Annotated in this window: 21 protein-coding genes; 4 read left to right on the top strand and 17 right to left on the bottom strand. The window is 53.4% G+C overall.

What is annotated here, in order from left to right:
- Positions 1-360: 360 nt before the first annotated feature.
- The 7 genes from DDY07_RS18295 to DDY07_RS18265 all read right to left on the bottom strand — a co-directional run bounded on the left by DDY07_RS18295 (position 361) and on the right by DDY07_RS18265 (position 10,061).
- Positions 361-915, bottom strand: a complete 555-nt coding sequence (locus DDY07_RS18295) for a hypothetical protein (protein WP_129871319.1) — start codon at positions 913-915, stop codon at positions 361-363.
- Between the two features lie 215 nt (positions 916-1,130).
- Positions 1,131-1,667 carry a transposase gene (locus DDY07_RS18290; protein WP_033158295.1) on the bottom strand — a complete coding sequence of 179 codons (537 nt, stop codon included), beginning with the start codon at positions 1,665-1,667 and terminating at the stop codon, positions 1,131-1,133.
- 89 nt (positions 1,668-1,756) lie between these two features.
- Positions 1,757-2,167, bottom strand: a complete 411-nt coding sequence (locus DDY07_RS18285; RefSeq protein ID WP_165385903.1) for a hypothetical protein — start codon at positions 2,165-2,167, stop codon at positions 1,757-1,759.
- Positions 2,145-3,041, bottom strand: a complete 897-nt coding sequence (locus tag DDY07_RS18280; protein ID WP_171696914.1) for an MBL fold metallo-hydrolase — start codon at positions 3,039-3,041, stop codon at positions 2,145-2,147. Before DDY07_RS18280 ends, DDY07_RS18285 begins: the two co-directional genes overlap by 23 nt.
- 22 nt (positions 3,042-3,063) lie before the next feature.
- Positions 3,064-5,850 (bottom strand): DNA polymerase I, encoded by a 2,787-nt coding sequence (gene polA, locus DDY07_RS18275; RefSeq protein ID WP_171696913.1) that lies wholly within the window; start codon positions 5,848-5,850, stop codon positions 3,064-3,066.
- A 324-nt stretch (positions 5,851-6,174) separates the two neighbouring features.
- Positions 6,175-7,401, bottom strand: a complete 1,227-nt coding sequence (locus DDY07_RS18270; RefSeq protein WP_171696912.1) for a PepSY domain-containing protein — start codon at positions 7,399-7,401, stop codon at positions 6,175-6,177.
- A gap of 143 nt (positions 7,402-7,544) precedes the next feature.
- Positions 7,545-10,061: a TonB-dependent receptor gene (locus DDY07_RS18265; protein WP_171696911.1), complete on the bottom strand. Its 2,517-nt coding sequence runs from the start codon at positions 10,059-10,061 to the stop codon at positions 7,545-7,547.
- A 200-nt stretch (positions 10,062-10,261) separates the two neighbouring features.
- Here DDY07_RS18265 and DDY07_RS18260 point away from each other — a divergent pair, with 200 nt between their 5' ends.
- On the top strand, positions 10,262-10,501 hold the full coding sequence (locus DDY07_RS18260) for a CopG family ribbon-helix-helix protein (protein ID WP_171696910.1): 240 nt from the start codon (positions 10,262-10,264) through the stop codon (positions 10,499-10,501).
- A complete protein-coding gene (locus DDY07_RS18255; protein ID WP_171696909.1) occupies positions 10,498-10,782 on the top strand; it encodes a type II toxin-antitoxin system RelE/ParE family toxin in 285 nt (94 codons plus the stop codon). Before DDY07_RS18260 ends, DDY07_RS18255 begins: the two co-directional genes overlap by 4 nt.
- Positions 10,783-10,784: 2 nt before the next feature.
- Here the strand turns inward: DDY07_RS18255 and DDY07_RS18250 are convergent, their stop codons facing one another.
- From DDY07_RS18250 to DDY07_RS18215, 8 genes are all read right to left on the bottom strand, one after another.
- A complete protein-coding gene (locus tag DDY07_RS18250) occupies positions 10,785-11,714 on the bottom strand; it encodes a FecR domain-containing protein (protein WP_367650922.1) in 930 nt (309 codons plus the stop codon).
- Between the two features lie 176 nt (positions 11,715-11,890).
- The gene (locus DDY07_RS18245) at positions 11,891-12,406 is read right to left on the bottom strand and encodes an RNA polymerase sigma factor (RefSeq protein ID WP_171696908.1); all 516 of its coding nucleotides are present in this window, start codon (positions 12,404-12,406) and stop codon (positions 11,891-11,893) included.
- Between the two features lie 161 nt (positions 12,407-12,567).
- On the bottom strand, positions 12,568-13,818 hold the full coding sequence (locus DDY07_RS18240; RefSeq protein WP_171696907.1) for a dicarboxylate/amino acid:cation symporter: 1,251 nt from the start codon (positions 13,816-13,818) through the stop codon (positions 12,568-12,570).
- Positions 13,819-14,487: 669 nt separating this feature from the next.
- Positions 14,488-14,811 carry a ferredoxin FdxA gene (gene fdxA, locus DDY07_RS18235; RefSeq protein WP_033158287.1) on the bottom strand — a complete coding sequence of 108 codons (324 nt, stop codon included), beginning with the start codon at positions 14,809-14,811 and terminating at the stop codon, positions 14,488-14,490.
- A gap of 148 nt (positions 14,812-14,959) precedes the next feature.
- Positions 14,960-17,065, bottom strand: a complete 2,106-nt coding sequence (gene fusA / locus DDY07_RS18230) for an elongation factor G (protein ID WP_033158286.1) — start codon at positions 17,063-17,065, stop codon at positions 14,960-14,962.
- Positions 17,066-17,284: 219 nt separating this feature from the next.
- Positions 17,285-18,223 (bottom strand): ketopantoate reductase family protein, encoded by a 939-nt coding sequence (locus tag DDY07_RS18225; protein WP_033158285.1) that lies wholly within the window; start codon positions 18,221-18,223, stop codon positions 17,285-17,287.
- Positions 18,220-18,912 (bottom strand): DnaA regulatory inactivator Hda, encoded by a 693-nt coding sequence (gene hda / locus DDY07_RS18220; protein WP_033158284.1) that lies wholly within the window; start codon positions 18,910-18,912, stop codon positions 18,220-18,222. The genes DDY07_RS18225 and hda overlap by 4 nt, the downstream gene beginning before the upstream one ends.
- A gap of 11 nt (positions 18,913-18,923) precedes the next feature.
- Positions 18,924-19,268, bottom strand: coding sequence for a DUF2069 domain-containing protein (locus tag DDY07_RS18215; RefSeq protein ID WP_033158283.1), 345 nt, complete (start codon positions 19,266-19,268; stop codon positions 18,924-18,926).
- A gap of 106 nt (positions 19,269-19,374) precedes the next feature.
- Between DDY07_RS18215 and DDY07_RS18210 the strand changes: the two genes are divergently transcribed.
- Both DDY07_RS18210 and DDY07_RS18205 read left to right on the top strand, forming a co-directional pair.
- A complete protein-coding gene (locus DDY07_RS18210) occupies positions 19,375-19,941 on the top strand; it encodes a YceI family protein (protein WP_171696906.1) in 567 nt (188 codons plus the stop codon).
- Between the two features lie 94 nt (positions 19,942-20,035).
- Positions 20,036-20,479: a GNAT family N-acetyltransferase gene (locus DDY07_RS18205; RefSeq protein WP_171696905.1), complete on the top strand. Its 444-nt coding sequence runs from the start codon at positions 20,036-20,038 to the stop codon at positions 20,477-20,479.
- A gap of 421 nt (positions 20,480-20,900) precedes the next feature.
- Here DDY07_RS18205 and DDY07_RS18200 read toward each other — a convergent pair whose 3' ends face one another.
- Both DDY07_RS18200 and DDY07_RS18195 read right to left on the bottom strand, forming a co-directional pair.
- Positions 20,901-23,258, bottom strand: a complete 2,358-nt coding sequence (locus tag DDY07_RS18200; protein WP_171696904.1) for a TonB-dependent siderophore receptor — start codon at positions 23,256-23,258, stop codon at positions 20,901-20,903.
- Between the two features lie 103 nt (positions 23,259-23,361).
- The gene (locus DDY07_RS18195; protein WP_171696903.1) at positions 23,362-24,318 is read right to left on the bottom strand and encodes a FecR family protein; all 957 of its coding nucleotides are present in this window, start codon (positions 24,316-24,318) and stop codon (positions 23,362-23,364) included.
- Positions 24,319-24,320: the final 2 nt, after the last annotated feature.

Raw genomic sequence — 24,320 nt, 5'->3', positions numbered from 1 at the left:
GAGGGTGGGTCACTGCTGCAGGGGTCTACGTCTCGGGCTTCAATAGTCCAAGGTCCGATACGGCATCCAGTGACCCAAACCTGAGGTGCCCCTCAGGCATGTTTTTCGAGATTTCATTATCTCCTGAAAAACACGGGTGGATAATACAAGGTACGATTAGCGGAGCGTAATCGTACGCAAGACTCACATCCCCCCGATTACGCTTCGCTAATCGGGGCTACGATGCTATAGATAAGTGTCAATCCTTTAGTCTCCATCGGGTAAAACCAGCTGGATTTAATGAGTTGGCCTTTTTGGTCATCGGTTACCGTTGTCATAGTTTTCCGCTGTTTGTATGTAAGTTAAAATTTAAAGTAAGCTTCATGGTTCCATGTATTTTCTAAGGCCCTGTAAATCATCGGGTATATTGGATACATTGGTGCCACATTCATCTTGATTGTTTTCACCGCAAAGCAATTGTTTTAGATTGCTATATTTACTCATTTTTTTTTCAAAAAATTGAAAAAAAATAGAGTCTTGAATAGTAATATTAATGAATTTATCTTTATAGGCGATAAAAACACGCCAAGGTACACTTACACTTTCCTTTGCCCGCTCAAGCTTTTTTGAGGCATCAAATGGAAGCGATAAAAATACATCCACCAGTTCATTCAACTGCTCTGCTGTCATCTGTGCATAGCGGTCTTCGGATTCACTACCAAAATCAGTTTTGTTGCGGTGAAAATGGACTTTGCCATCGGGATATATTTTGATAACGGAAGTAGGAACGCCGCCCCAGGTATGCGTCAACTCGAAAACAGGCTCGGGATTAGTTTCTGCCAAGCTGTTTTGGCATGACAATAAGGTGAAACAGAAGGCTGCAAGGCGCAATAACCAACAGGCATTGCGCTGTATTTTCAAACTATTCAAAATCATATAAAACTCCATCAATTACCGTTATCACGCGCAATAGGGGCCAGGTCTTGCATTAACGCATTATTATTTTTCATGCGGATAATCTCCAGGTTTTATCATTTGCCGCATTGCCAACGGCGGAGGCGTTGACTCCTGTCCATCCGTTGAGCCGATCAACGGTATTATCTCGTTCCCACGCGCCGCGTGGGAATGCAAACCAGCCGCGCTGCGGTCAGCTAAAACCAATCCCGATAAACCGGCAACAATCCATCCTGCCCCGCATAATTCCGGGCACTCGAATACCGCCAATGCTCCGGTAAATCGACATAGCCGCGTTTGACCGGATTCAGGTGGATATAGTCTAATTTCTGCCGCAAGACGTCGGGGTTGTCGATCAACTGCGGATGACTACCTTCTTCCCACAACTGATAATCCCGGTCGGTTTTATGAGCCTTGCGAAACCAGTTCAATTGCTTCAATAAGCGCTCGGCGTTAATGGCTTGCAAATAATCGATCAGCTGGCGCGCGGTGTATAATTTGAAGTGGGCCAATTGATGGGATAAATCGTCAACTTGTACCAGCAAATGCAAGTGATTTTCCAAAATGACGTAGCCGTAAATTCGCCAATTGTGCTGCTGTTGACGGTAAATCAAGGCGTCCAGCACGATTTGCACGGTAGCCGGGCGCGTGAATAACGGTATCCAGTTAAGTACGGTACAGGTTATGAAATGCGGCTGCTGGGATTGGAGAATGCGGTAACGACTGCGGCCCATGGGTTTGACCTCGTTTGCTTGCTTTGTCGTATGTTACCGCTGGCGCGGATAGTCTGCGTTCCCACGCGGCGCGTGGGAACGAGGAAATACTAAATAACATCCAAAGCGAGGTACGGTTTTCTCCCGTATACCGCGCCGAGCACCGCAGCTTTTGAACGGAGCAGCCCGTAGGGGCGATGCATGGATGCATCGCGTTGCCGAAGGGGCAGGAAGCCTCTTTCGGCGACCCCGTTCAAAAGCGAGGAGCACAGGGAATAAGCGGCATCCGGGTGGCCTTTTCTTTGGATACTTTCTTTTGGCGAAGCACAAATTCGCCGGGAGCGAATTTGAACAGCCGTCAGGCTGGCCCGAAGGGCAAAAACCAGGGATGGTTTTCGTAGCGAAAGTATCTCGGCTGTCGGGCCGAGACCCGACTTACAAATAACCCGTCGCGCCAGCGACACAAAAAAACCAAACTCCAGCAAAATCAGGCTTAACTTATTCGGACTGACCAGAGTCATCCAACAACTCAAACTCCTCCCCCTCCCGAGCCAAACAAACCGAAACCTCACCAGTCTGCAAAAGCGATGCAAAAATCGCCTCCAAATCTGCATCACTCCGCGTCGGCTCGTGGTGCGTCAAAAATAAGCGTTTAGCGCCCGCCTGGGCCGCGAAATTCATCGCCGAACGATAAGTACCGTGGCCCCAGCCATGCCGGTTGGCGTATTCGGCGTCGGTGTAGGAGCTGTCCATAATCAACGCATCGACACCTGCCATCGCCGCAATCACCTCTTCGTGCTTTTGTTCTATTAATTCCTGCATGGCCGGGTAGCCGGGATGATCGGGCTGATAAGGATTAAGCTGCGGCTCGTAATCGCCGGTGAAAAACAAGGAGCTGCCGTCAGCGTCATCCAGACGATAACCAAAGTTGTAAACCGGATGATTCAGTACCGTTGGCGTCACCCGTACGCTACCCACGGTAATCGGCGCGCCGGCTTTCAGTGTGAAATAACGCACCTCGGCCTTTAACTGCGCTTCGCTGATCGGGAAGTAACTGTGCTGCAACTGCACATGCATCGCCCGCTCGATGCCTTGATGCGTCAAAGGTTCCAGGCCGCCGTAGATGTTGATGATATTGCCGGCTTTGAACATCGGCAGGAAAAACGGCAAACCCTGGATGTGATCCCAATGGGTATGGGTAATCAGGATATGCGCTGTCAACGCTTGTTGGGGCAAGCTTTGCGCCAGTGCGTGGATGCCGGTGCCTGCATCCAGAATGATTAAATCGCCGGCACTGCTGGTGACTTCGATACAGGTGGTGTTACCGCCGTATTTAACCGTGCTTGGCCCCGGCGTGGCAATCGAGCCGCGCACTCCCCAGAACTTGAATTTCATGGCCCGACAGCCTCAGCAATGCTCAATGCGCTTCGTCCCAATTCTCGCCGCTACCCACTTCCACCAGCAAGGGTACATGCAGCTCGGCGGCGCCGGACATGATGCCGCGGATGGTTTCCATATGTTCGGTCAAGCGCACTTCGGCTACTTCGAACACCAATTCGTCGTGTACCTGCATGATCATTTTTACGTCCGGATTGTCTGCACCTATCCAGGCGTCGCAAGCCAGCATCGCCCGCTTGATGATGTCGGCGGCTGTACCTTGCATTGGCGCGTTGATCGCGGTGCGCTCGGCGTACTGGCGCATCGCGGCGTTGCGCGAGTTGATCTCCGGCAAATACAAACGCCGGCCGAAGATAGTTTCCACGTAGCCTTGCTGCTTGGCCAGTTCCCGGGTGTTGTCCATATATTGCTTCACGCCGGGATAACGGCTGAAGTACAGATCGATATACGCCTGGGCCTGGTTGCGGGGCAAGCCCAATTGCTGAGCCAGTCCAAACGCCGACATGCCGTAAATCAAACCAAAATTGATGGCCTTGGCCGAACGGCGCAAATCGTGAGTCACCTGATCCAGTTCCACTTCGAATACTTCCGCCGCCGTCGCGCGATGCACGTCCACACCTTGCGAAAACGCCGCCAGCAGGCCGGCATCGCCGGATAGATGGGCCATGATGCGCAGTTCGATCTGCGAATAGTCGGCGGCGACAATTTTATAGCCGGGCGGGGCGATAAAAGCCTGCCGAATTTTGCGACCTTCCTCGCTACGAATCGGGATGTTTTGCAGATTGGGGTCGGACGAGGACAAACGGCCGGTCGCGGCCACCGCTTGATGATAGGAGGTATGCACCCGGCCGGTGCGATCATTGATCTGCTGCGGCAATTTGTCGGTATACGTGGATTTCAGCTTGCTCATGCTGCGAAAATCCAAAATCAACCGGGGCAAAGCATAATCCACCGCCAGTTCCTGCAATACCGATTCGTCGGTGGAAGGCTGACCTTTCGGGGTTTTCTTTAACACCGGCAAGTTCAAGCGGTCGTACAATATTTCTTGAATCTGCTTGGGCGAACCCAGGTTGAACGCCGAGCCGGCCAGGTCGTGAGCTTGCTGTTCGATGCCTATCATCCGGTTCGCCAACTCCAGACTTTGCTGGGCCAGCATTGCACTGTCGATCAACACGCCGTTTTCCTCGATGCGCGCCAACACGCCGATCAGCGGCACTTCGATTTCGTTATACAACTCCCACAAACGAGGGTGTTGTTGCAATTGCGCGGACAGGGTTTGATGCAGGCGCAAGGTGATGTCGGCATCCTCGGCGGCATATTCGCTGGCTTGCTCGATAGCCACTTCGGCGAAGCCGATCTGCTTGGCGCCCTTGCCGGCCACGTCTTCGAAATGAATGGTATCCACCCCCAGGTAATGCTTGGCCAGATCATCCATATTGTGTTTGGTCGCGGTGCTGTTCAGCACATACGATTCCAGCATGGTGTCGTGTTGGATGCCGCGCAACGCGATGCCGTGATTGACCAACACATGGCTGTCGTATTTCAGGTTTTGGCCCAGCTTGGCTTTTTTTGGGTCTTCCAGCAAGGGCTTTAAGGCATCCAATACACTTTGCCGGTCAAGTTGGGCCGGTACGCCGGGATAATCGTGCGCCACCGGCAGATACGCCGCTTGACCGGCTTCCACTGCAAACGACACGCCGACGATTTGCGCGTCGCTGTAATTTAAACTGGTGGTTTCGGTGTCGAAGGCAAATAGATCGGCATTTTGCAGCTTGTTCAGCCAAGTATTGAAATCGGCTTGGGTCAGGATGGTTTGGTAATCCCTAGCTAACGCAGCCGTCGGCTCCTTCTCTCCAGCGTGAGAGAGCTGGACTGAGGATTCCGAAGAGTCGTTTTTTGCTTGCCCCCTCACCCCTCCCTCTCCCGCTGGAGAGGGGGTTGAACCGTCGCCATTCAAAGTCTTTAGCCAACTGCTAAACCCCAAATGCCCCAATTGATTTTTCAGGGCAGCCATGTCCGGCTCCTTGCGTTTCAAATCGTCCAGACTGTAATGCAAAGCCACGTCGCATTTAATCGTCGTCAACTCACGCGACAGCGGTAATTGGCCCAAGGCCTCGCGTAAGTTATCGCCGATCTTGCCCTTGATCTCGTCGGCGCGGGCGATCAGATTGTCCAGCGTGCCGTATTCCTGCAACCATTTGGCGGCGGTTTTCGGACCGACTTTCGGCACGCCGGGGATGTTATCCACCGCATCGCCCATCAGCGCCAGATAATCAATGATTTGCTCCGGCTTGACGCCGAATTTGTCCTGCACACCCTGAATATCCATGCGGGTGTTGGTCATGGTGTTTTCCAGCGTGATTTGCTCGTTGACCAGCTGCGCCATGTCCTTGTCGCCGGTGGAAATGATCACTTCAAAGCCTTGGCGCGCCGCGTTTTGCGCCAGACTGCCGAGCACGTCGTCGGCTTCCACGCCGTGTTCGATAATCAGCGGTAAACCCAAGGATCGGATCAAATCGTGCAAGGGCGCAATTTGCACCCGCAAGTCGTCCGGCATTGGTGGCCGATGCGCTTTGTATTGATCGTACAAATCATGTCTGAAAGTCTTGCCTGGCGCGTCGAACACCACGGTAATATAGGGCGTGTTGTAGTCATTGATCAGCTTGCGCAACATGTTGGAGACGCCGTAAACAGCGTTGGTCGGCTCACCCTGAGCATTGGTCAACGGTGGTACGGCGTGAAAGGCGCGAAACAGAAACGACGAGCCGTCGACCAGGATCAATTTGTTGGGAGCGGAATCGGACATGTAAAGTCAACAAGCAAGAATTAGGGTTCCCGCAACGATACAGGGCCACGCTGATGGCTGCAAGTGCGTTATTACCAGTTGGCGCCGGGACGCTTGACTGCCAGGCCGGCTATCGACTATGTTGCATCACACCGTTTGAAAACTGCTTTCCTCGTGAGTTCAGCCATGGCATTACCGCACTCCCAGCGCAGCATTAGCCCGGAAGAATATCTTCGGGGATAACTACAGCCCACAATCAAACATCAATTAATCGATGGTGAGGCTTATGGGATGGCGGACGCCAGCGAAAACCATAATTTACTCGCTGGCATCAGCCTCTTAAGCTTAATCCTGCAACACCGTTTTTTGCAGTCTGGCCCGGCGTTTTTTCAGCCAGATGACTACTCCGGTTACTGATAGCATCACAATCACCAGCCCCAGCAGACACACAAAAATCCGGTAAGGCATGCCGAACACGTTGGCCATGTGCAAGGCCCCCAACCAATTGGTCACTGTGTTGCCGGCATATTGGCCGCGGGGCAGTAACAGCAATTTTTCAGCACCGGTGGTTGCGTCGATTACCAAACGGGTAGTGCCGTGCTTGTCCTGTATATCCAGGCTAGTGCGCACCTGATAAACATAAAACCCTTTGGCCGGGTTATAGCGAAAGCCTGACGGTGACTGAATCACAAATCCTTGCTCACGCGCCGCTTGGCCCATCTGCTCGACGGCTATCCGGTAAGCGTCAGACCAGGCAATTGCTGGCTGCTCCAAGGGTTTGTCCAGATCAGGAAAATCGATCCAGGGTTCGTGATAATCGGTGAATACCGCCCGGGTGACCGGCGCGTAAACAGTATCTGCCAGATTCATATAAACGCTGGACCAGGCGAACACCAACAGCATGGCCCACACCCATAAACCACCGGCCCGATGCAAATCAAAGTTTATGCGGAAGCGGGAACCGCGCGCTTTGATTTTCCAGGCCGGCGCCCAGCGTTGCCAAAACGAACGCGGCTTTCCGTGGGCAGCCGGCGAGGTGTGTCGTTTTGCAACGGGCAGCGTCAGATAAAACCCCACGAAGCAATCCAAGGTCCACACCAGCGCGGTAACGCCCAAAATCCAGCCGCCGATTTCATCCAACGCCAGCGCATAATGCAACTTGTAAACAAAGGGCATCAGGTTGATCCAGCCTTCGGAAATCGCTCCCCAAGTGCGGCGGCCCAGTTCTTCGCCGGTATAGGGATTAAGGATCAACTGGGTGAAGCCGAGTTCATAAGGTTTACCGTTAGCAGGATTGCTAAGGGGCTCCAGGTCAACATTCGCGGCATCGTGCTCCAGCCATATTGCCACGACGCTAGCTTGCGGCACCAACTGTTCGGCCTTGGCTTTCAGCAACGGCGGACTCAAGCGCGGCGAAGCGGATGCCGGAGCGAATAACTGCGGACTGATCAGCTGTTCCAATTCGCTGTAAAACGCCAATAGACTGCCGGTCAAACCGACGATGATCAAAAACACCGTCATCGCCAGCCCGGCGTAACGATGCACAACTACCCAAAAGGGGCGGATTTTCATAGCGGCTCCAGGATTTCCATTTCAAGCCGGCAAAGTGCCGGCCATCAGCGGATAAGACGTATCAGACAGTGAAATTCCCACCGGGCTAGCCTAAAAATTTTTGGATCGGGGTTGGAAGCCCCGAGCCGCTATGGCGTGCGGCATCAAAACTCCACCCGCACCGAACCCAGAAACGTCAACGGTTCGCCGGGGCGAATATTCAGCCGATTGCTGGAATGGTCGTAATAGGTTTTGTCGAGTAAGTTGTAGACATTGAGTTGCGGGGTGATTTTGGTGCCACCGTGTTTGAAACTGTAACTAATGCTGGCATCCCAACGCGCATAGCCAGGCAATTGGAAGCTGTTGGCGTTATCGCCCTGCCGCTGGCCGCGGACATAAACGCCGGTACCGAAGTTCAAGCCCCGCAAAAGGCCGTTGTCTATGCCATATTTGGCCCACAGACTGCCAGAATGGCGCGGTGCCGTGGGCAGTTGGTGGCCGGTGTTGCCCGAGTTCGTGGCAATGGCGTTGCCGTCAGCATCATAGGTCGCCGCCGAATCCTTGGTGATTTTGGTATCGGTATAGGCATAAGTGCCGATCAAACTCAGGTTCTCGGTAACCCGGCCGGTTATGTCGAGCTCCACGCCACGGCTACGGGCTTCGCCCACCGCTACGCTAAACAAGGGGTTGTTGGGATCGGTGGCCAGCGTGTTTTGTTTGGTCAGATGATAATAGGCCAGTGTGGAACTCAGGCGGCCATCGAAAAATTCGGTTTTAATACCGCCCTCGAATTGGGTCGCGGTCTGCGGTCCGAACGGTTGGCCGGAGGCGGAGCGCCCGCCATTATTACTGCCTATGGACTCCACGTAATTACCGTATAGCGACAGCCATTGCCAAGGCTGATAGAGAATGCCGACCCGAGGGCTGAAAAATTCGCTACGGGTATTTTTCATCGAGATTGCGGCATGCGAATTCGACGATTCGCCGCTACCATTTTCCGCCCAGTCGTGGCGGCCGCCGCCCAGAATATGCAGTTTGTCCCACAAGGTGATCTGATCCTGAAAATAGACGCCGTACCAGTTATCTTGGGATTTATAGTAAAAGTTTTTCGCGCCGGCCAACGCCGATAGATCGACGCCGTACGCCGGGTTGTTGATATTGATATCCAGGTCCGAATAAGCATCGGCATAGCCCGAAAATCCGCCGCCGTCCTGACTGTTAAAGCGATTTAAATCGAAGCCGACCAATACATCGTGGTGGGCAAATCCGGTATCGAACTTGCCGGTCAAATCCAGATTGGTGCTGTAGGTCATCCGGTGGATGGGTGTATGCCACAGGCCGCGAGAAAGCGTTTGATTGTCATCCGCCAGGCTATCCGCCCAGAGTATCGATTGATGATATTGCGCGTCGATGTATTGGAAGCGGTTTTTCAGCTTCCAGTCTTGGTTGAACTGATACGACCAATCGAAACCCAACAACACCTTATCCTGAGTATTCGGGTTTTGGCGATTGAACACTGCATCGCCCAGATAGCGATTAATCGGGAGATTGGCCGGACGGTTGCCGATAGCCGGAATGCCGCTATCGCTACCGTCTTCCACCCAGGTATCGTGCTGATATTCGATGTCGAGATTGGTTTCGAAACGGTCGTTGGGACGCCAGGTTAGCGAAGGCGCGACAAACACATGCTCCTGATGCGCGAAATCCCGAAAGGTATCGTTGTCTTTGTATGCGATATTCATCCGGTACAACAGCGATTTATCCGCCAATAGCGGTCCCGTCGCATCGACCGTGGTGCGGAAGAGGTCGTAAGAGCCGAACTGCTGTTGAACGGAATAATAAGGGGTGTCGAGCGGACGCTTGGTCGCCAGGTTGACCAAACCGCCGGGTTCGATGCGGCCGAATAAGATCGATGCCGGCCCTTTCAGGACCTCCACCCGATCCAGATTGGCGGTTTCCAGGTTGGTGATATAAGGTTGGCGCAGACCGTTACGATAGGTGCTTTGCCCGGCATCGAAGCCTCGGATCGTGGCGTTGTCGTAAAAACTATAGCCCCCCGATTGCACGCCGCTGACGTTTTTTAAGGCATCGCCGACCGAAATCGCTTGTTGATCGTCCAGCACCGCGCGCGGAATCACTTGGATCGACATCGGCGTTTCCATGATGGGGGTATCGGTTTTGGTCGCGGTACTGGCGATGGGCCGATTGTAGTCGCGGCTATAAGGGTCCGTGAGGTCATACGCAGCCTTACCGGCCACCGTCACCGTCGGCAAGGTATTGGCGCCAGATTGCGGCTCGGGTGCGGCGATTTTTTCCAAAGTCACCGTGCCGTTGCGGCTGGATTGCACCGCCACACCGGTGCCCGCCAGCAATTTTCGTAAAGCCTGCTCCGGCGCATATTGGCCGGATACGCCAGGAGAAATAGCGCCGGCGGTCAATTTGCCGTCGGCCACCACTTGAATGCCGGATTTCAGCGAAAACTCCACCAAGGCCTTGTCCAGGGTTTGGGAGCGAATCCGGTAGTCGGCCGTTTGTTCGGCCAGGGCTGTCGAGGCCGGTTCTACACCGTGCGCGGCATGGAATGCCGCCAGCGAAAGTAGCAACAGGCCGCCGGGCAGCCGCGCAGGTGTTTCGGACTTGCGCCGTGGCAAGCGGGTGGCGATAGGTGTTTGATCAGGCATTTACATCTCCGCAAGATAAATCGTCATCAGGGTTGCTGGGCGATTCGGCCCATTAACCAGCAAGGACGATGGCTTAGCGCATATCCCTAGGCAAAATTAAAAATATTTCACCTCTACGCCACGCTGTGTTTATTGTGTTAAGAAACGCGAGTCATTAAACTGTTATTCACGATGTTTTTCGAACAACGGAAGAAGCCGCCATGCCTGTTACCTTACAAATAAATCCCGAACTAAAAGCCCAATTGAGCGCGCTTGCCAAGCAAACTCATCGAGATGAAACGGAGCTAGCGAATCAAGCCATCGGCAATTTCATTGCGTGGGAAAATGGCATGCTGGATAAAATCAAGGAAGGGCTTGCTCAAGCTGACCGTGGAGATTTCGTTGACGACGCGGAAATGGCCGCGTTTTTTGAACAACATTCGTTGCCATCAATGAAATGAGACTCCGCTATACCCGGCGAGCCAAGACCGATTTGAGCGAGATATACGACTTTGTGGCTCAAGACAACCGCAATGCTGCAACACGAATTATTACCAAAATTCACGACACGCTGAATAGCTTACTCGCAAATCCTTTCATGGGCCGTCCGGGCCGTATCGACGGCACCCGAGAACTGATCATTACGCATTTTCCGTTCATTGTTGTTTACCGTGTACAGGATAAGGACATTCATGTGCTTGCCATTATTCATACGGCCGGACTTTGGCCGGACACGCTCTAACTTTACCCCAGCAACACCCAATAATCGGCAATACGCCGGGCTCGAATGCCGAAGGTTTGCTCCAGCGCGGATACCGCATCGCCCAACTTGTCGATATTAAACACCGCCGTGATCGGCCGATTCTCCAATTGCGGGTCTGTGACGATCAAACGGCCGGGGCGATATCGATTGATTTGCGCCACCACCTCGGCCAGCGGCGCTTGCACGAATACCATTTGCCCTTGGCGCCAGGCCAATTCGCGCGGTATGTCGGCCGTGTGCTTGGCGGAGAGCCGGGCCCCTCTATAATGCGCCGACTCGCCCGGTGTCAAGGCTGTGATCTGTTCGGGATGGCTTTCGGTGCTGGTTTCCACTCGGCCCTCGGCGACGGTGACGGCAACATTTTCCGAACGGCGGCCGACGCTGAACGCGGTGCCGGTGACTCGGGCGCGGGCGTCGCCGGCCACCACCCAAAACGGCCGTTGCGGCGCGCGCGCCACTTCGAAAAACGCTTCGCCGCGCAGCAGCGTAACCCGGCGTTCAGCGGCGGTCATTTCGATGCCGACCGCGCTGTCGGTATTCAGCAGCAGCCGGGAGCCGTCGGTCAACGTGACTAGGCGCTGTTCGCCGGTGGCGGTGTGATAATCGCTTTGTAGGTTTTGCAGAAGTGTCGATTGCGGGAGCACGGCGATCAAGACCGCGCAAGCGGCCAAGGCCGCTGCCATGCTAGCGGTTCGCCGGCGTCGAGGACGCTTGGCGGTCAAGGGTGCCGCGGTTTGCAGGCGAACGGCCTTGGCGGGGGCTTCCAAATCCGCGAACAACGCTTGCACAGTGTCCCAGGCCTCCGCATGCAAGGGGCTGGCGGTCAGCCACGCGGCAAACCGTTCTCGCTCGGCGCGGCCGGCATCGTCCGCGCGCAGCCGAAAAAACCAGGCATTGGCTTCGGTAAAGATGCGGTCGGAAGCGGAGGATGATTCGATTGGGTGAATGGCGGGACTCCGGGTAGTCGGCGGCTAAAAGTTCGGTTGAGCGCGATTGTAAAGCAAAGCCCGAGCCGCTTCGACCGGGTATATTTTCAGCATGGATACTTGAATGGGGCGCGGCTGCGTCGAGTGCTATTTAAACAGCGCTAAGTATTGGTCAAAAAACGCCGGCACAGCAGCAGCGCTTGGCGCAGATGATATTCGACGGTGCGTTCGGAAATATCCAGTCGCGCGGCGATCTGTTTGTAGCTCAGCTCGTCGGCACGGTATAACAGAAAAATTTCCCTGGTTCTGTCCGGCAAGCTGGTGATGGCTTGTTGCAATTGTTCTCCCAGATATTGCCTGGCGACGATGTCTTCCGTGTGCGGTTTCGAGTCGGCTATGTCGGTATCCAGCGGCACCATCTCGCGATGTTGCTGGCGTTTGATACCGCGCAGATGGTCTCGCGCCAGATTGGCGGCAATGGTAAACATGAACGCATTCAAATCCAGAATTTGCCGGGGCTCTTGTTTCAAAAACCGCAGATAGGTTTCCTGCGCCAGCTCCTCTGCCACTTCCCGCGAGCGGACCTGCCAATACAGATATTTTTGCAGTTGCGGGTGGCTGGCGTTAAAAAAATCGGCCAATTCCTGACTGGTGGCGGCGTTGTGTGGTTGAGTCATGCCAAATCGAATTCATGCGAGAATTCAATTTTCAGCAAGCTACATGCCATGGTGGCGGAATGCCCGAAATGTAAGGTGTTCCGGAAGGCGAGGCAATTTAAGTTGGGGCTAAAACCAAGGCATATGACTAATGCAGTGCGTGATATGACATAGTTATTTTGTTAGCGCCGCTGCTGTTCGGGTTGGTCGACCAAGGCTGCAATCACCAAATCGCCGCTAACATTTAAAGTCGTGCGGCACATATCCAGGAAGCGGTCCACGCCCAAAATCAAACCCATGCCCTCGGCTGGAATCCCGACCTGTTGGGTCAATATCATGATCAGCGGTAACGAGCCGCCGGGTACTCCGGCCGTGCCGATACCGGCCAATATCGACATCAACACCACTTGTACCTGCTGCGCCAGCGATAAATCGACACCATATACCTGTGCCAGAAACAGCACGGTAATGCCTTCGAACAAGGCTGTACCGTTCTGATTGGCGGTGGAGCCTATCGTCAACACAAAGCGCGCCACTTCCGGCCTAAGTTTTAAATCCTGTTCCGCCAGTTCCAGCGAGCGCGGCAAGGTGGCGTTAGAGGATGCGGTGGCAAAGGCGTAAAGATAGACATCCCGGCATTGTCGGAAAAAACTCAGCGGCTTGATGCGGGTAAAAAAGCGCAGCAGCATGCTGTAAACCACGGTTTGCTGGATCAGTAAACCGGTCACCACCACCAGCACGTAAAACCCCAGCGAAAACAAAATGTGATGCCCAAACTTGAACGTCGATTGAAACACCAGCGCAAACACCGCAATTGGCGCCAGCTTCATCGCGGTATCGACGACCAACAAGCAGGCGGCATAAGTTTCTTCCAATAAGCCAACCCAACGCGACGGCTTGTCGCCATTCGTCGCGGCCAGGGCCGCACCGAAGGCCAAGGAAAAGAACATCAACGACAACATCTCGCCTTCCAATGCTTGAGTAGCACTGGCGAAGGGATTTTTGGGAATGATCTCCAATAAGGATTGCACCACCGGCTTGGCTTGGGCGACGTTTTGCTGGATTTTATTCACGCCGCTGCTATCGCCCAACATCTGCGAAATATCCAGCCCCATGCCCGGTTGCGCCAGATTGACCAGCGAAATCCCCACCGCCACCGATGCCGAACTGGCCAACAGTGTAAAAAACAAAGTGCGCTGGGCGACCCGTGCCAATCCGTGATGATTACTGAGCTGGTACACCCCCAACATCAAACCGCTCATCACCATCGGTACCACGATCATGAAAATCAAGCGCAGGAAGATTTGGCCGATGGGTTCCATCAAGTAAAGGTTAAAGATTTGCAATGCCTCGCTGTTGGCAAAGCCGTGGCAGACCAGTCCGGCGCACGCGCCCAGCACTAAACTCAGCAGTAATCGGTGGTGGTTTTTCATGACGGAATTAGAACAGTTAGCGGGGATGCTTTGATCTTAGGGGTTTTGCGGATGCTTTGCTTGATTTCTCGCCATGATGGGTTTTGGGTCGGATGAAAATGCTCTGACAATCGATACCACCCCCGCAGTTATTCGGGTCTGCATTTAGCGAGGTAAATGGCGGTGATCATGGCACCTGAATGACGGGAAACAACATTAAACCAATAAAACTAACGGGAGAAGTACCAAGCAGTCAGATGGAGAATGGGGTCGGAAGGGGCGTAAATGGTGGCAAAAGTACCGCCGTAGCGAGTGTCGAGGTGAATTATTAACTGCTAATAATGTAATCTTGGCGGGGTGTCACGAGCAGCCCTAAAAATAGAGTGTTCCGCGGAAATGCGGGTGGAGTTAGAGTGACGCGCAGCGAGCCGGCAGAAGCACGGGTGGTTCTGGGCGGTCTGGCGGGAGAGCAAGTCAGAGAGGTTGTAGCGAACAGCCTAACGCGAGCAAAGTGCAATCCAATGACTACATCTTTTCAATGGCGAAAACACGAGGGTCGTAGTGCGTAACCACGAAATACTATCGCTAACTTGCGGGATTAAGTGCTAGTGACTAGCGAGTGCTTTAACGCTGGGTTGAGCCCATGCCGGAAGGGCATGGGCTCGGTATTTCATTAATCAATGGCAGTTCTTACTTTTCCAACAACGCAAATTTACCGGGTTTGCCGTTCCATTCGTCGGCGTCTGGTAGAGAGTCTTTCACTTCCGTAATGATAGGCCATTGTTTGGCCAGTTCCGCGTTCAGCGCTGCGAAGTGTTCTTGGCCTTCCGGCAATTCGTCTTCCGCGTGGATGGCGTTGGCTGGGCACTCGGGTTCACAGAGGGTGCAATCGATACATTCGTCGGGATCGATAACCAGAAAATTGGGACCTTCATGAAAGCAATCGACGGGGCATACGTCAACGCAGTCGGTAAATTTGCATTTGATGCAGTTTTCGGTGATTACAAAAGCCATATTGTTCTTCCAAGGTTAGGTAAATGAACAAGCTGCCGTGCATGGCGGAAGCTTTATGGTTAAAAATGCACCTGCCGCTTAACGCGGCAGGTGGCTGATCGGCAATATTAAGCAGAATAAGGGCCGACAAGATCAGCCCGTATAATGCTTATTTGTCTTTGTTACGTTCCTTAACTTCCTTGATCACCTCTTCCGCGACATTGCGTGGGCAAGCGGTGTAATGCGAGAACTCCATGGAGAACTGGCCGCGACCGGAAGTCATGGTGCGCAAATCGCCAATGTAACCGAACATGTCGCTCAGCGGCACGTCGGCTTTAATACGCACACCGGTAACACCGGCATCTTGCGATTTGATCATGCCGCGGCGACGGTTCAAGTCACCGATTACGTCACCGACATGCGCATCCGGTGTGAATACGTCCACTTTCATGATCGGCTCCAGCAATTGCGGACTACCTTTTGGGATCGATTGACGGTACGCGGCACGGGCAGCGATTTCGAAAGCGATGGATGAGGAGTCGACCGCGTGGAAAGCACCGTCGGTCAGAATGACTTTGAAGTCCAAGCAAGGGAAGCCTGCCAACACACCTTTGTCGATACTGGCTTTAAAGCCTTTTTCGACAGCAGGCCAGTATTCGCGAGGTACGTTACCGCCGGTCACTTGTGATTCGAATACGAAACCGCTGCCTGCTTCGCCTGGCTCGATGACGTAATCGATTTTCGCGTATTGACCGGAACCGCCCGATTGTTTTTTGTGGGTGTAGCTGTCTTCGATGCGTTGGGTAATGGTTTCGCGGTAAGCCACCTGTGGTTTACCCACGTTGACGTCTACACCGTGGGTACGGCGCAAGATGTCGACTTTAATGTCAAGATGCAGCTCACCCATACCTTTGATGATGGTTTCGCCGGATTCTTGGTCGGTTTCAACGCGGAAAGAGGGATCTTCTTGCACCATTTTGCCCAGCGCAATACCCATTTTTTCGTTACTGCCTTTGTCTTTCGGTGCAATCGCAATGGAGATAACGGGATCCGGGAATACCATCGGCTCCAATGTGGCCGGTTTGTCGGGGTCGCACAGGGTGTGGCCGGTTTGCACGTTTTTCAAACCGATCAACGCGACGATGTCGCCGGCTTGTGCGGTTTCGATCTCGTTACGGTCGTTGGCGTGCATTTCCACCATCCGGCCCACACGTTCGGTTTTGCCGGTGTAGGTGTTCAATACGGAGTCGCCTTTTTTCAGCTTGCCGGAATAAACACGGACGAAGTTCAGGGCGCCGAAACGGTCGTCCATGATTTTGAAAACCAGCGCGCGGAACGGACGTTCTGGATCGACAATCGCGTGTTCGCCGGTTGGTACGCCTTCGATATCGGTTTCAGGCTGCGGGTTAACTTCGGTAGGATTCGGCAGATATTCGATAACACCGTCCAGTACCAATTGCACGCCTTTGTTTTTGAACGAAGAACCGCAATAGGTCGGGAAGAAATCCATCGCGATGGTACCTTTACGGATGCAGCGTTTGATTTCTTCGATGGTGGGTTCTTCGCCTTCCAGATATTTTTCCATGATGTCGTCATCTTGGTCGGCGACTGAATCGATCAGTTTCGCGCGCCATTCTTCGACTTGTTCCACCATGTTGGCGGGCACATCTTGGATTTCGTATTTCATTGGATCGCCGGAGTTATCCCAGACCCAGGCTTTGCGAGTCAACAGGTCGACCACGCCGACGAAATTGTCTTCTTCGCCGATAGGCAAGGTCATGACGACCGGTTTTGCACCGAGTACGTCTTCGACTTGCTTGACGACGCGGTAGAAATCCGCGCCCAATCTGTCCAGCTTGTTGACGTAAATGATACGAGAAACTTTGGAGTCGTTCGCATAGCGCCAGTTAGTTTCGGATTGCGGTTCAACGCCGCCGGAACCGCAGAATACGCCGATACCGCCGTCCAATACTTTCAAGGAACGATAAACTTCGATAGTAAAGTCAACGTGGCCCGGGGTGTCAATGATGTTGAAGCGGTGTGGTTCAAATTGCTTGGTGCTGCCCGCCCAAGAACAGGTAGTGGCCGCTGACTGAATGGTGATACCGCGCTCGGCTTCCTGAGCCATGAAGTCCATGGTTGATTCGCCTTCGTGAACTTCACCGATTTTGTGGATTTTTCCGGTCAGCTTCAAAATCCGCTCGGTTGTCGTGGTTTTACCGGCATCGACGTGAGCGAAGATGCCGATGTTTCTGTAAAGCGATAGATCAGTCATGGTTATACTCTAAAAATGGACATAAAAACTTTTAAACCCCAGCACCATTGCCACGGTTGGTTGTGGATCACATAGCTGCTAGTCTAGCGAAGTATGCGGCCGGTCTTCGCTTTGCAAGGTCTGAGGCGAAATTCACACGGCTTCTTCAAAGACAGGGTCAATGAAAATCTTCACATTCTAACCGAAAAATAACAAAAAGCAGAATGTCAATTGTGTGAATTAGCTAAGAAGGCTATTAGAACGGATTTGCAGCTCCCGGAGTTGCATCAATACATAAAGCGACTGCAGGCAAGGACAGTCTAAACCTTGCCGCTGGGCGGCGCGCACCGCGTTGCCGAGAATGGCTTCGGTTTCCATGGTCTGTCCGCGTTCGAAGTCCAGCAGCATGCTGGTTTTATAGGGTGGCATATCACAGGTCAGAGCAATGTGTTTTTCGACAATATCGGTCGGGAGCGGATGGCCGCAAGCCGCGGCAATACTGCAGACTTCCTGCATAACGCGGCGCACAAAATTTTCCTGATTCTGCAATATCGCCTGAGTTGCCAATCCGCCGGACAGTACCGATAGCGGATTAAACGGCGCATTCCACACGCATTTTTGCCAGCGGCTGGCGACAATATCTTCACTAATCGCGCATTCGATGCCGGCTTGTAGGAACAAATCGCGCAAATGCGATGTTTTAGGTTCGTGGCTATCTGACAGATTACCCAGAATCAACTTGCCGTAAGCCAAGTGGCTAATCTCGCCGGGAGCCAGCCGGTTACAGCAAATAAATGCCAAGCCGCTGATTAACAGATTGTCCGGGAAAGCTTGTTGCAGCTCCTGTTCAATCTCGACACCGTTTTGGATCAGCACAATCGCCGTGTGTGGAGCTACCGCATCGCGAAGCAGTGCCACCCGGTCGATATCCGGGGTTACCTTGCTGCATAAAATCAGGTAATCGGCTTGACCATCGTAATCGGCGGCATTGCGCAATACCTGACTAGGCATGAATTGCCAGCAACCCAAGTCATGGCTTTTTATACGGTAACCCTGTTGTTTGACGATGTGATAATCGGAGCGGCACACCACCGAGACCTCTGCGCCAACCTTAGCCAGCAGGCCACCGTAAAAGCCGCCGATAGCGCCGGCACCTACGATCAATACTTTGCTACTCATGTTTCGTCAGCCAGAATTTGCTTTAAAAACGGGATAGTTAGCTTGCGTTGCGCGGCCAAGGTAGCGCGGTCGATTTTTTCCAGAAGTAACCATAGCGCTGCTAAATCGTGAACATAATGATTCAATAAAAACCGCCCCACTGCCGGCGGAATGTCGAAGCCCAAAAAATGGGCTTTATAAGTCAGTGCCTCGATTAATTGATCGTCGCGCAAAGGCTGGATTTTTAAGGTCAGTCCCCAAGCCATCCGGGTTTTCAGGTCGGGTAAGTCAAAGCCCAAAAACTTTGGCGGGCAATCGGCAGCCAGCAGCAATTTATGATTGTTCTGCCGATGCGTATTATAAAAAGCAAACAGCGCGTGTTCCCAGTCGAGGTGGCCGGCCAGCGCTTGCATATTGTCGAAACAGACCAATTCCAGATCTTCCAGGCCGTCCAACAAGGTCGGTGCCGGCAAATGGTCGATGTCAAAAGCCAGATAGAACGGGTCTTTACCCGCCAGTTTGGCTTGCTGGCAACAGGCCTGCAACAAGTGGCTTTTCCCGCTGCCGGCATCGCCCCAGATAAAAATTTGCTGTTCCTGGCCGTTCTCTGCCAGGGCCTTTAATTGCGTGACGATTTCGGCGTTATTGCCGGGAAAAAAACTGGCAAAGGTCTGATCGTTCTGAAACTCGAATTGTAACGGGACTTGCATGCCGCCGGTGCTCAGGCTTTTTCCGCTTTGTAGACATACAGGCCGGCGCCGAAGCACAGCAGCAGGCTGAACAACACTTCCAGCAGCGCATAAGGCCGTTCTATTTGATTGACATAGGCTTCAGCGGCGCCATGCGCGAAATACGGTAGGCTCAAATAACACATCCAGGTGCAGCTTTTCAGGTTGCGGTTTAATAAACCTTTAAACGGCAGCAATAGCGGTCCGGCCGAGATTAACAACAGCAATGCAGTGGGCAACTTGTTCGATGGTGACAATAGCGTATGCCAAGCCATCATTAACAAAAACAGGCCGAAGAAGCCCATCAAGGCCGCGTAATAGTAATAGATTCGTTGCATGAGAGCGGCAAATGGCCAGAGTGATAGAGTTAAGCTGATCTATTATCACAAAGTCTCTGCAATAATGCAGTGTCGCTCGTTTTTTTAACCCACAAAGGACATAGTCATGATTCGAAAACTTTGCTCCATAACCGCTGCCGGCCTGATGAGTTTTAGCGTGTTGGCCGCCGATAGCTATACCATCGATAGCCATCACACCTTCCCCAGCTTTGAAATCAGCCATTTGGGTTTTTCCACGCAACGCGGCCGTTTTAACGAAACCAGCGGCAAAGTGACGCTGGATACCGCAGCGGGTAAAGGCAGCATAGACATCAGCGTCAACACCGCGTCTATCAGTACCGGTTTGAAGGAGTTGGAAGAGCATTTGCGTGGCAAGGAGTTTTTCGATAGCGGGCAATATCCGCTGATGGCCTTTAAATCTGACACGCTCAGTTTTCAAGGCGAAAAATTGGTCGGTGCGGATGGCATTTTGACCTTGCACGGCATCAGCAAGCCGGTGCATTTGGACGTTGAGCACTTTTACTGCGGGATGAATGTCATCAGATTAAAGTACACCTGTGGCGCCGATGCGGTCGGCACGATAAAACGCTCGGAGTTTGGTATCGACAAATATGTGCCGGCAGTGGGCGATGAGGTCAAGGTGCTCATCCAGGTTGAAGCTGTTAAGAATTAAGTTGCCCAGCGTTTTGCTCAATGCCGAACCAATCTTTACCTTGCGCCGAAATCGGGTGTTACACAATGCTTTTAATGCTTAGCCGGAGACGGGGATGGAAATAAGCTTAGCCAATGCGGCCGACATCCCGGCGCTTTGTCAGCTACTAGGCGAATTATTCAGTCAAGAAGCCGAGTTCCAGCCCGATTATGCCGCTCAGCATCGGGGCTTGGCGCGCATCATTGCCGACCCAAACATCGGCCATATTCTGGTGGCGCGGCATGAATGCCAAATTGTCGGTATGGTGAATCTGCTTTACACCGTCTCCACCGCGCTGGGCGAAAGGGTGGCCTGGCTGGAAGATATGGTCGTGTCAAGCGAGGTTCGCGGCCTAGGTCTTGGTAGCCGGTTGTTGGAACACGCGGTCGCGTTTGCCCGCCAAAATGGCTGTCGCCGGCTCAGCTTGTTGACCGACGCCGATAATCTGCAAGCTCAGCGCTTTTACCAGCGACAAGGTTTCAGCGCGTCTCAAATGTTGCCGATGCGCTTGTTTTTTTGAATAACAGTGCCGCATTGCGCAAAAATGGCCCGCTTTGGTGGTCGGGGGCAACGTGCGGATGGGTAATGATGTTTATCCCGCTTTATCCCTGGGTTGCAGAAAAACGGCTGGCGGCGATGTTTTTTCCATGTCGGCGGTGATCATCAAGGGCGTGCTGCCGGTCCTACTCAACAACTCGCCCGGTTTGTCGCCGATTACTACCCGGCCCTCAGCTCGAACGGAATGTTCGGGATAAATAGGGCCTGGTTAAGAGGATTTCGTAAAAAAATAACGTCCCGAATGACTTTTCCCGCCAAACCGTTCATGCTCGATTCGCATGGATGCAGGAGTGAGAGCAAGTGTCGAGAATTCAGTCGATACATGAACGGTTTGGGGCGGTGGATGCGCGGAGTTTTCCGTCCATCCTTATCCTTAGCGGCTTTTAGAACTCATATTTCAACGAACCCAATACGCTGATGGGTGAACCTGGAATGCTGGTGTGGCGTCCACCGGAGGTGTTTGCGTAGTAATCCTTATCCAAAACATTATTGATGTTCAGCTGCAAAGTAAGCTTGTGTTGACCAATGCGAGGGCTATACGCCGCCATCGCATCCACACGAGCGTAGCCGGGCAACGAGCAGGTATTGGCGGTGTCGCATGGCCGGCTACCAACTGCAACAGCACCTAAGCCCGCTTTAAAAGTATCGGTAAACTGCCAGGTGCCCCACAAGCTGCCCTGGTGCTCGGGTACATTCTCCAAGCGATTGCCTTTTAGTCCGCTGAAGCTTTGCACATAGTTGACCTGGGTATAGGCATACGTCCCCAACAAATGCAGCTGATCGGTAATTTGCCCGGCCAGATCCAACTCAATACCTTTACTGCGGATTTTGCCGGCCAGAATCTGGTAGTCGGGATTGGCTTCATTGGGATCGTCGGTTAGCAGATTGCTCTTGGTTAAATGAAAAAACGCCAGGGTCGATGAAAAGCGCTTGTCCTGCGACTCTGTCTTCAGGCCGATTTCATATTGCTTACCAATCTGCGGCTCAAAACTGGTGCCGCCGACGCTCACGCCATTGTTGCCGCTGAAAGATTTAGTGTAACTGCCGTAAATCGACAGCCAATCCTGGACTTGGTAAAGAATACCGGCTCTCGGGCTAAAAGCGTTGTCTTCCCGCTCTATCCGTCCGGCTTTGGCCGCATCCAGGGAGGCCGTCGAAGCGATAGCGCCGGTGGTGACGTTGTCGTAGCGGCCTCCCAACAAAATGTGCAGCTTATCAAATAGCGTTATCTGGTCCTGGGCGTATGCGCCCACCCACGATTCCTCGCGATAAAAGAATCTGTTGTAGGTCGACAAGGCGGCAAAGTTTACTTGCCCATAAACCGGATTATATATGTCGATAGAAGCAGCCGAGCCGTTTGCCGATGGCGCCTCGGTCGTGGCGTGAAAGCCGTCGACGCCAACCAACAGATTGTGCTTGCTGCCCAGGAGTTCGAATTTACCGTTCAAATCGATGTTGCCGGAATGGGTCCTTACATCTTGTACACCCACGGAGGCGGAACGATTCAGAATGCGGTTGTTAGCCTGTAAGCCACCGTTGAAAATGGCCGGACCGCTTAGCGACCAATCCTTAAACAGATAACGCTGGGTGATTTTCCAATCGTCGTTAAAGTGGTAAGTCCAGTCGTAGCCCACCAGCGTACTTTCCACGGTTTGGCGCTGAAAGCCATCTTTTAGGCTGCGGTCGAAGGGAATGGCTGCCGGGCGGTTGCCAATCGCGGGAATGCCGAAATCCGCGTTAAAGTTGTCATGCTTGTATTCAAGCTCGAGATTACTTTCGAACTTTTCATTCGGCCGCCAGGTAACGACCGGTGCCACAAACACGCGCTCGTTGCCGACAAAATCCCGGAACGACTGATTATCCGTGTAAGAGCCATTGAATCGATAAAGCAGCGTCTTGTCGTCATTAATTGGTCCGGTGGCATCGACCAAGGTGCGATATTGATCGTAAGAGCCGAACTGTTGTTGCAGAGAATAGTAAGCAGTATCCAGCGGTTTCTTGGTCACATAATTCACCAGGCCGCCGGGCTCGATCCGCCCGTAAAGCACTGCGGCCGGGCCTTTTAATATCTCCACCTGCTCGATATTGGCAATATCGTAAATGTCTTGGCGATTGAACAAGCCATTGCGGTAGGCATCGCCAAAACCGGAACCGGCAAGGCCGCGAATGATGAAGTTGTCGTACAAAAAGCCGCCGCCCGTGCGGCCCAATACGCCGCTGACATGGCCGTTGACCGCATCGGGCAAGGTCATGGACTGTTTGTCCGCCAGCACGGCTTTAGGCACTACCTGAATCGAAACCGGGGTTTCCATGATCGGGGTATCGGTCTTGGTGGCCGTCGTGGCATTGGGGCGGTTGTAATCGGTATTGTAGGGATCGGTGGCGTTGTAAACCGTCTGACCGATAACATTCACCGGTTGTAACATCGTCGCGTCCTTGCCCGCCGCCTTGATCGATACCGAACCGTCACCGGCAATCGCAAAACTCAGGCCGCTGGCCGACAGCAGTTTACTGAGTGCTTCGTTTAGCGTCATCGTGCCTCGTAACGCCGGTCCGTTGCGGCCTGCCACACTATCGTGAGCGTAAAAAATTTGTACGCCGGATTGCGCCGCCAGTTTCGGCAACGCCGCCGCCAGTTCCTGGGCCGGGATGTCAAAGCTGTAGGTAGTTTCGGTTGCCCGCACTTCGCAGGCAGTGGCCAATAAGGCGCCGAGCAACGCCGGTTGTATTAAAAACTTCATCCATCTTCTCCTTTTACTTGGGTTTCCAGAATGAAACGCACCAAGCCGAAAAAGACGCCAAAAATTATTGGAGGGGAAGACGCGCTGTGCGGTCTTGGCGGCCTCAGCGTCCGGCCAATATTACCTGTCCCGGCGAAGGCCGCTGAATATTGACCGGCAGCGTCATCGCGATCACATTCAGCGCGCCGTCGAGATTACCGATATGGAAGGTGCCGCTGACCCTTAGCTTGGCCAGGCTCGGGTCGGCCAGGGTCAAGCGCGTGTCGTGAAAGCGTTCCAGTTCGCTTAATACCTCATCCAGCCGCCGGTTTTCGAACACCAGTTGGCCGCGTAGCCAGGCTGTGATAGTGGCCGGTTTGTCTTGGCTTTCCAGAAAGTCGCCGCGCTGATCGTAAGCGAGTACTTGATTGGCGCTGATTTCCCGGCTGCCGCTCGTCACAATCTTTACCGCGCCTTCCAGCACCGCGACAGCGACCTGCCGATTTTGCAAGCGCACGTCAAACTCGGTGCCAATATCAACGATACTGCCATGGCCGGCCTGCACCTCAAACGGCTGTTGCGGGTTGTGGGCCACACTAAAAAATGCCTCGCCCTTGATCAATTCAACCGAGCGCCGCCAACGGTTGACTCGCAGAGTCAGCTCGGTATCGCCGCTCAGTTCCAAACGCGAGCCGTCGGCCAGATGTACGGTTTGGCGGCTGCCGCGCTCGGCCGCATAGTGGCGAGGGTAGCCGTACCAGCCGTACTCCGAAAAAGTGGCGATGCCCAAGCCCAATAGCAGCGAAGCGGCTAACGCCAGCGTGCTAAGGCGGCGCGTTCGCTTGTGAGGTGCCCGGTAGCTCAGCACTTGCCGACGCACCGGAAAATCCCGGCCCTTATAGCGATCCAGTTTGTTCCAACGGCTGGCCAACTGCTGATAAATGCGTCGCCGGTCTTCGCCTAGCGCCAGCCACTCTGCGAAGGCCTGGCGATCTGCAGGCGTGCAGGTAGCCGAATCCAGCCGCAGAATCCACTCTATGGCTTGTTGCTGGATAACGGTTGAGGTCTGGATGTTGGGCATGT

The sequence above is a fragment of the Methylomonas sp. ZR1 genome, from assembly GCF_013141865.1.
GTDB lineage: Bacteria > Pseudomonadota > Gammaproteobacteria > Methylococcales > Methylomonadaceae > Methylomonas.
Note: the sequence above shows the minus strand (reverse complement) of the source record. Positions and strands in the feature narration are given on the sequence as shown.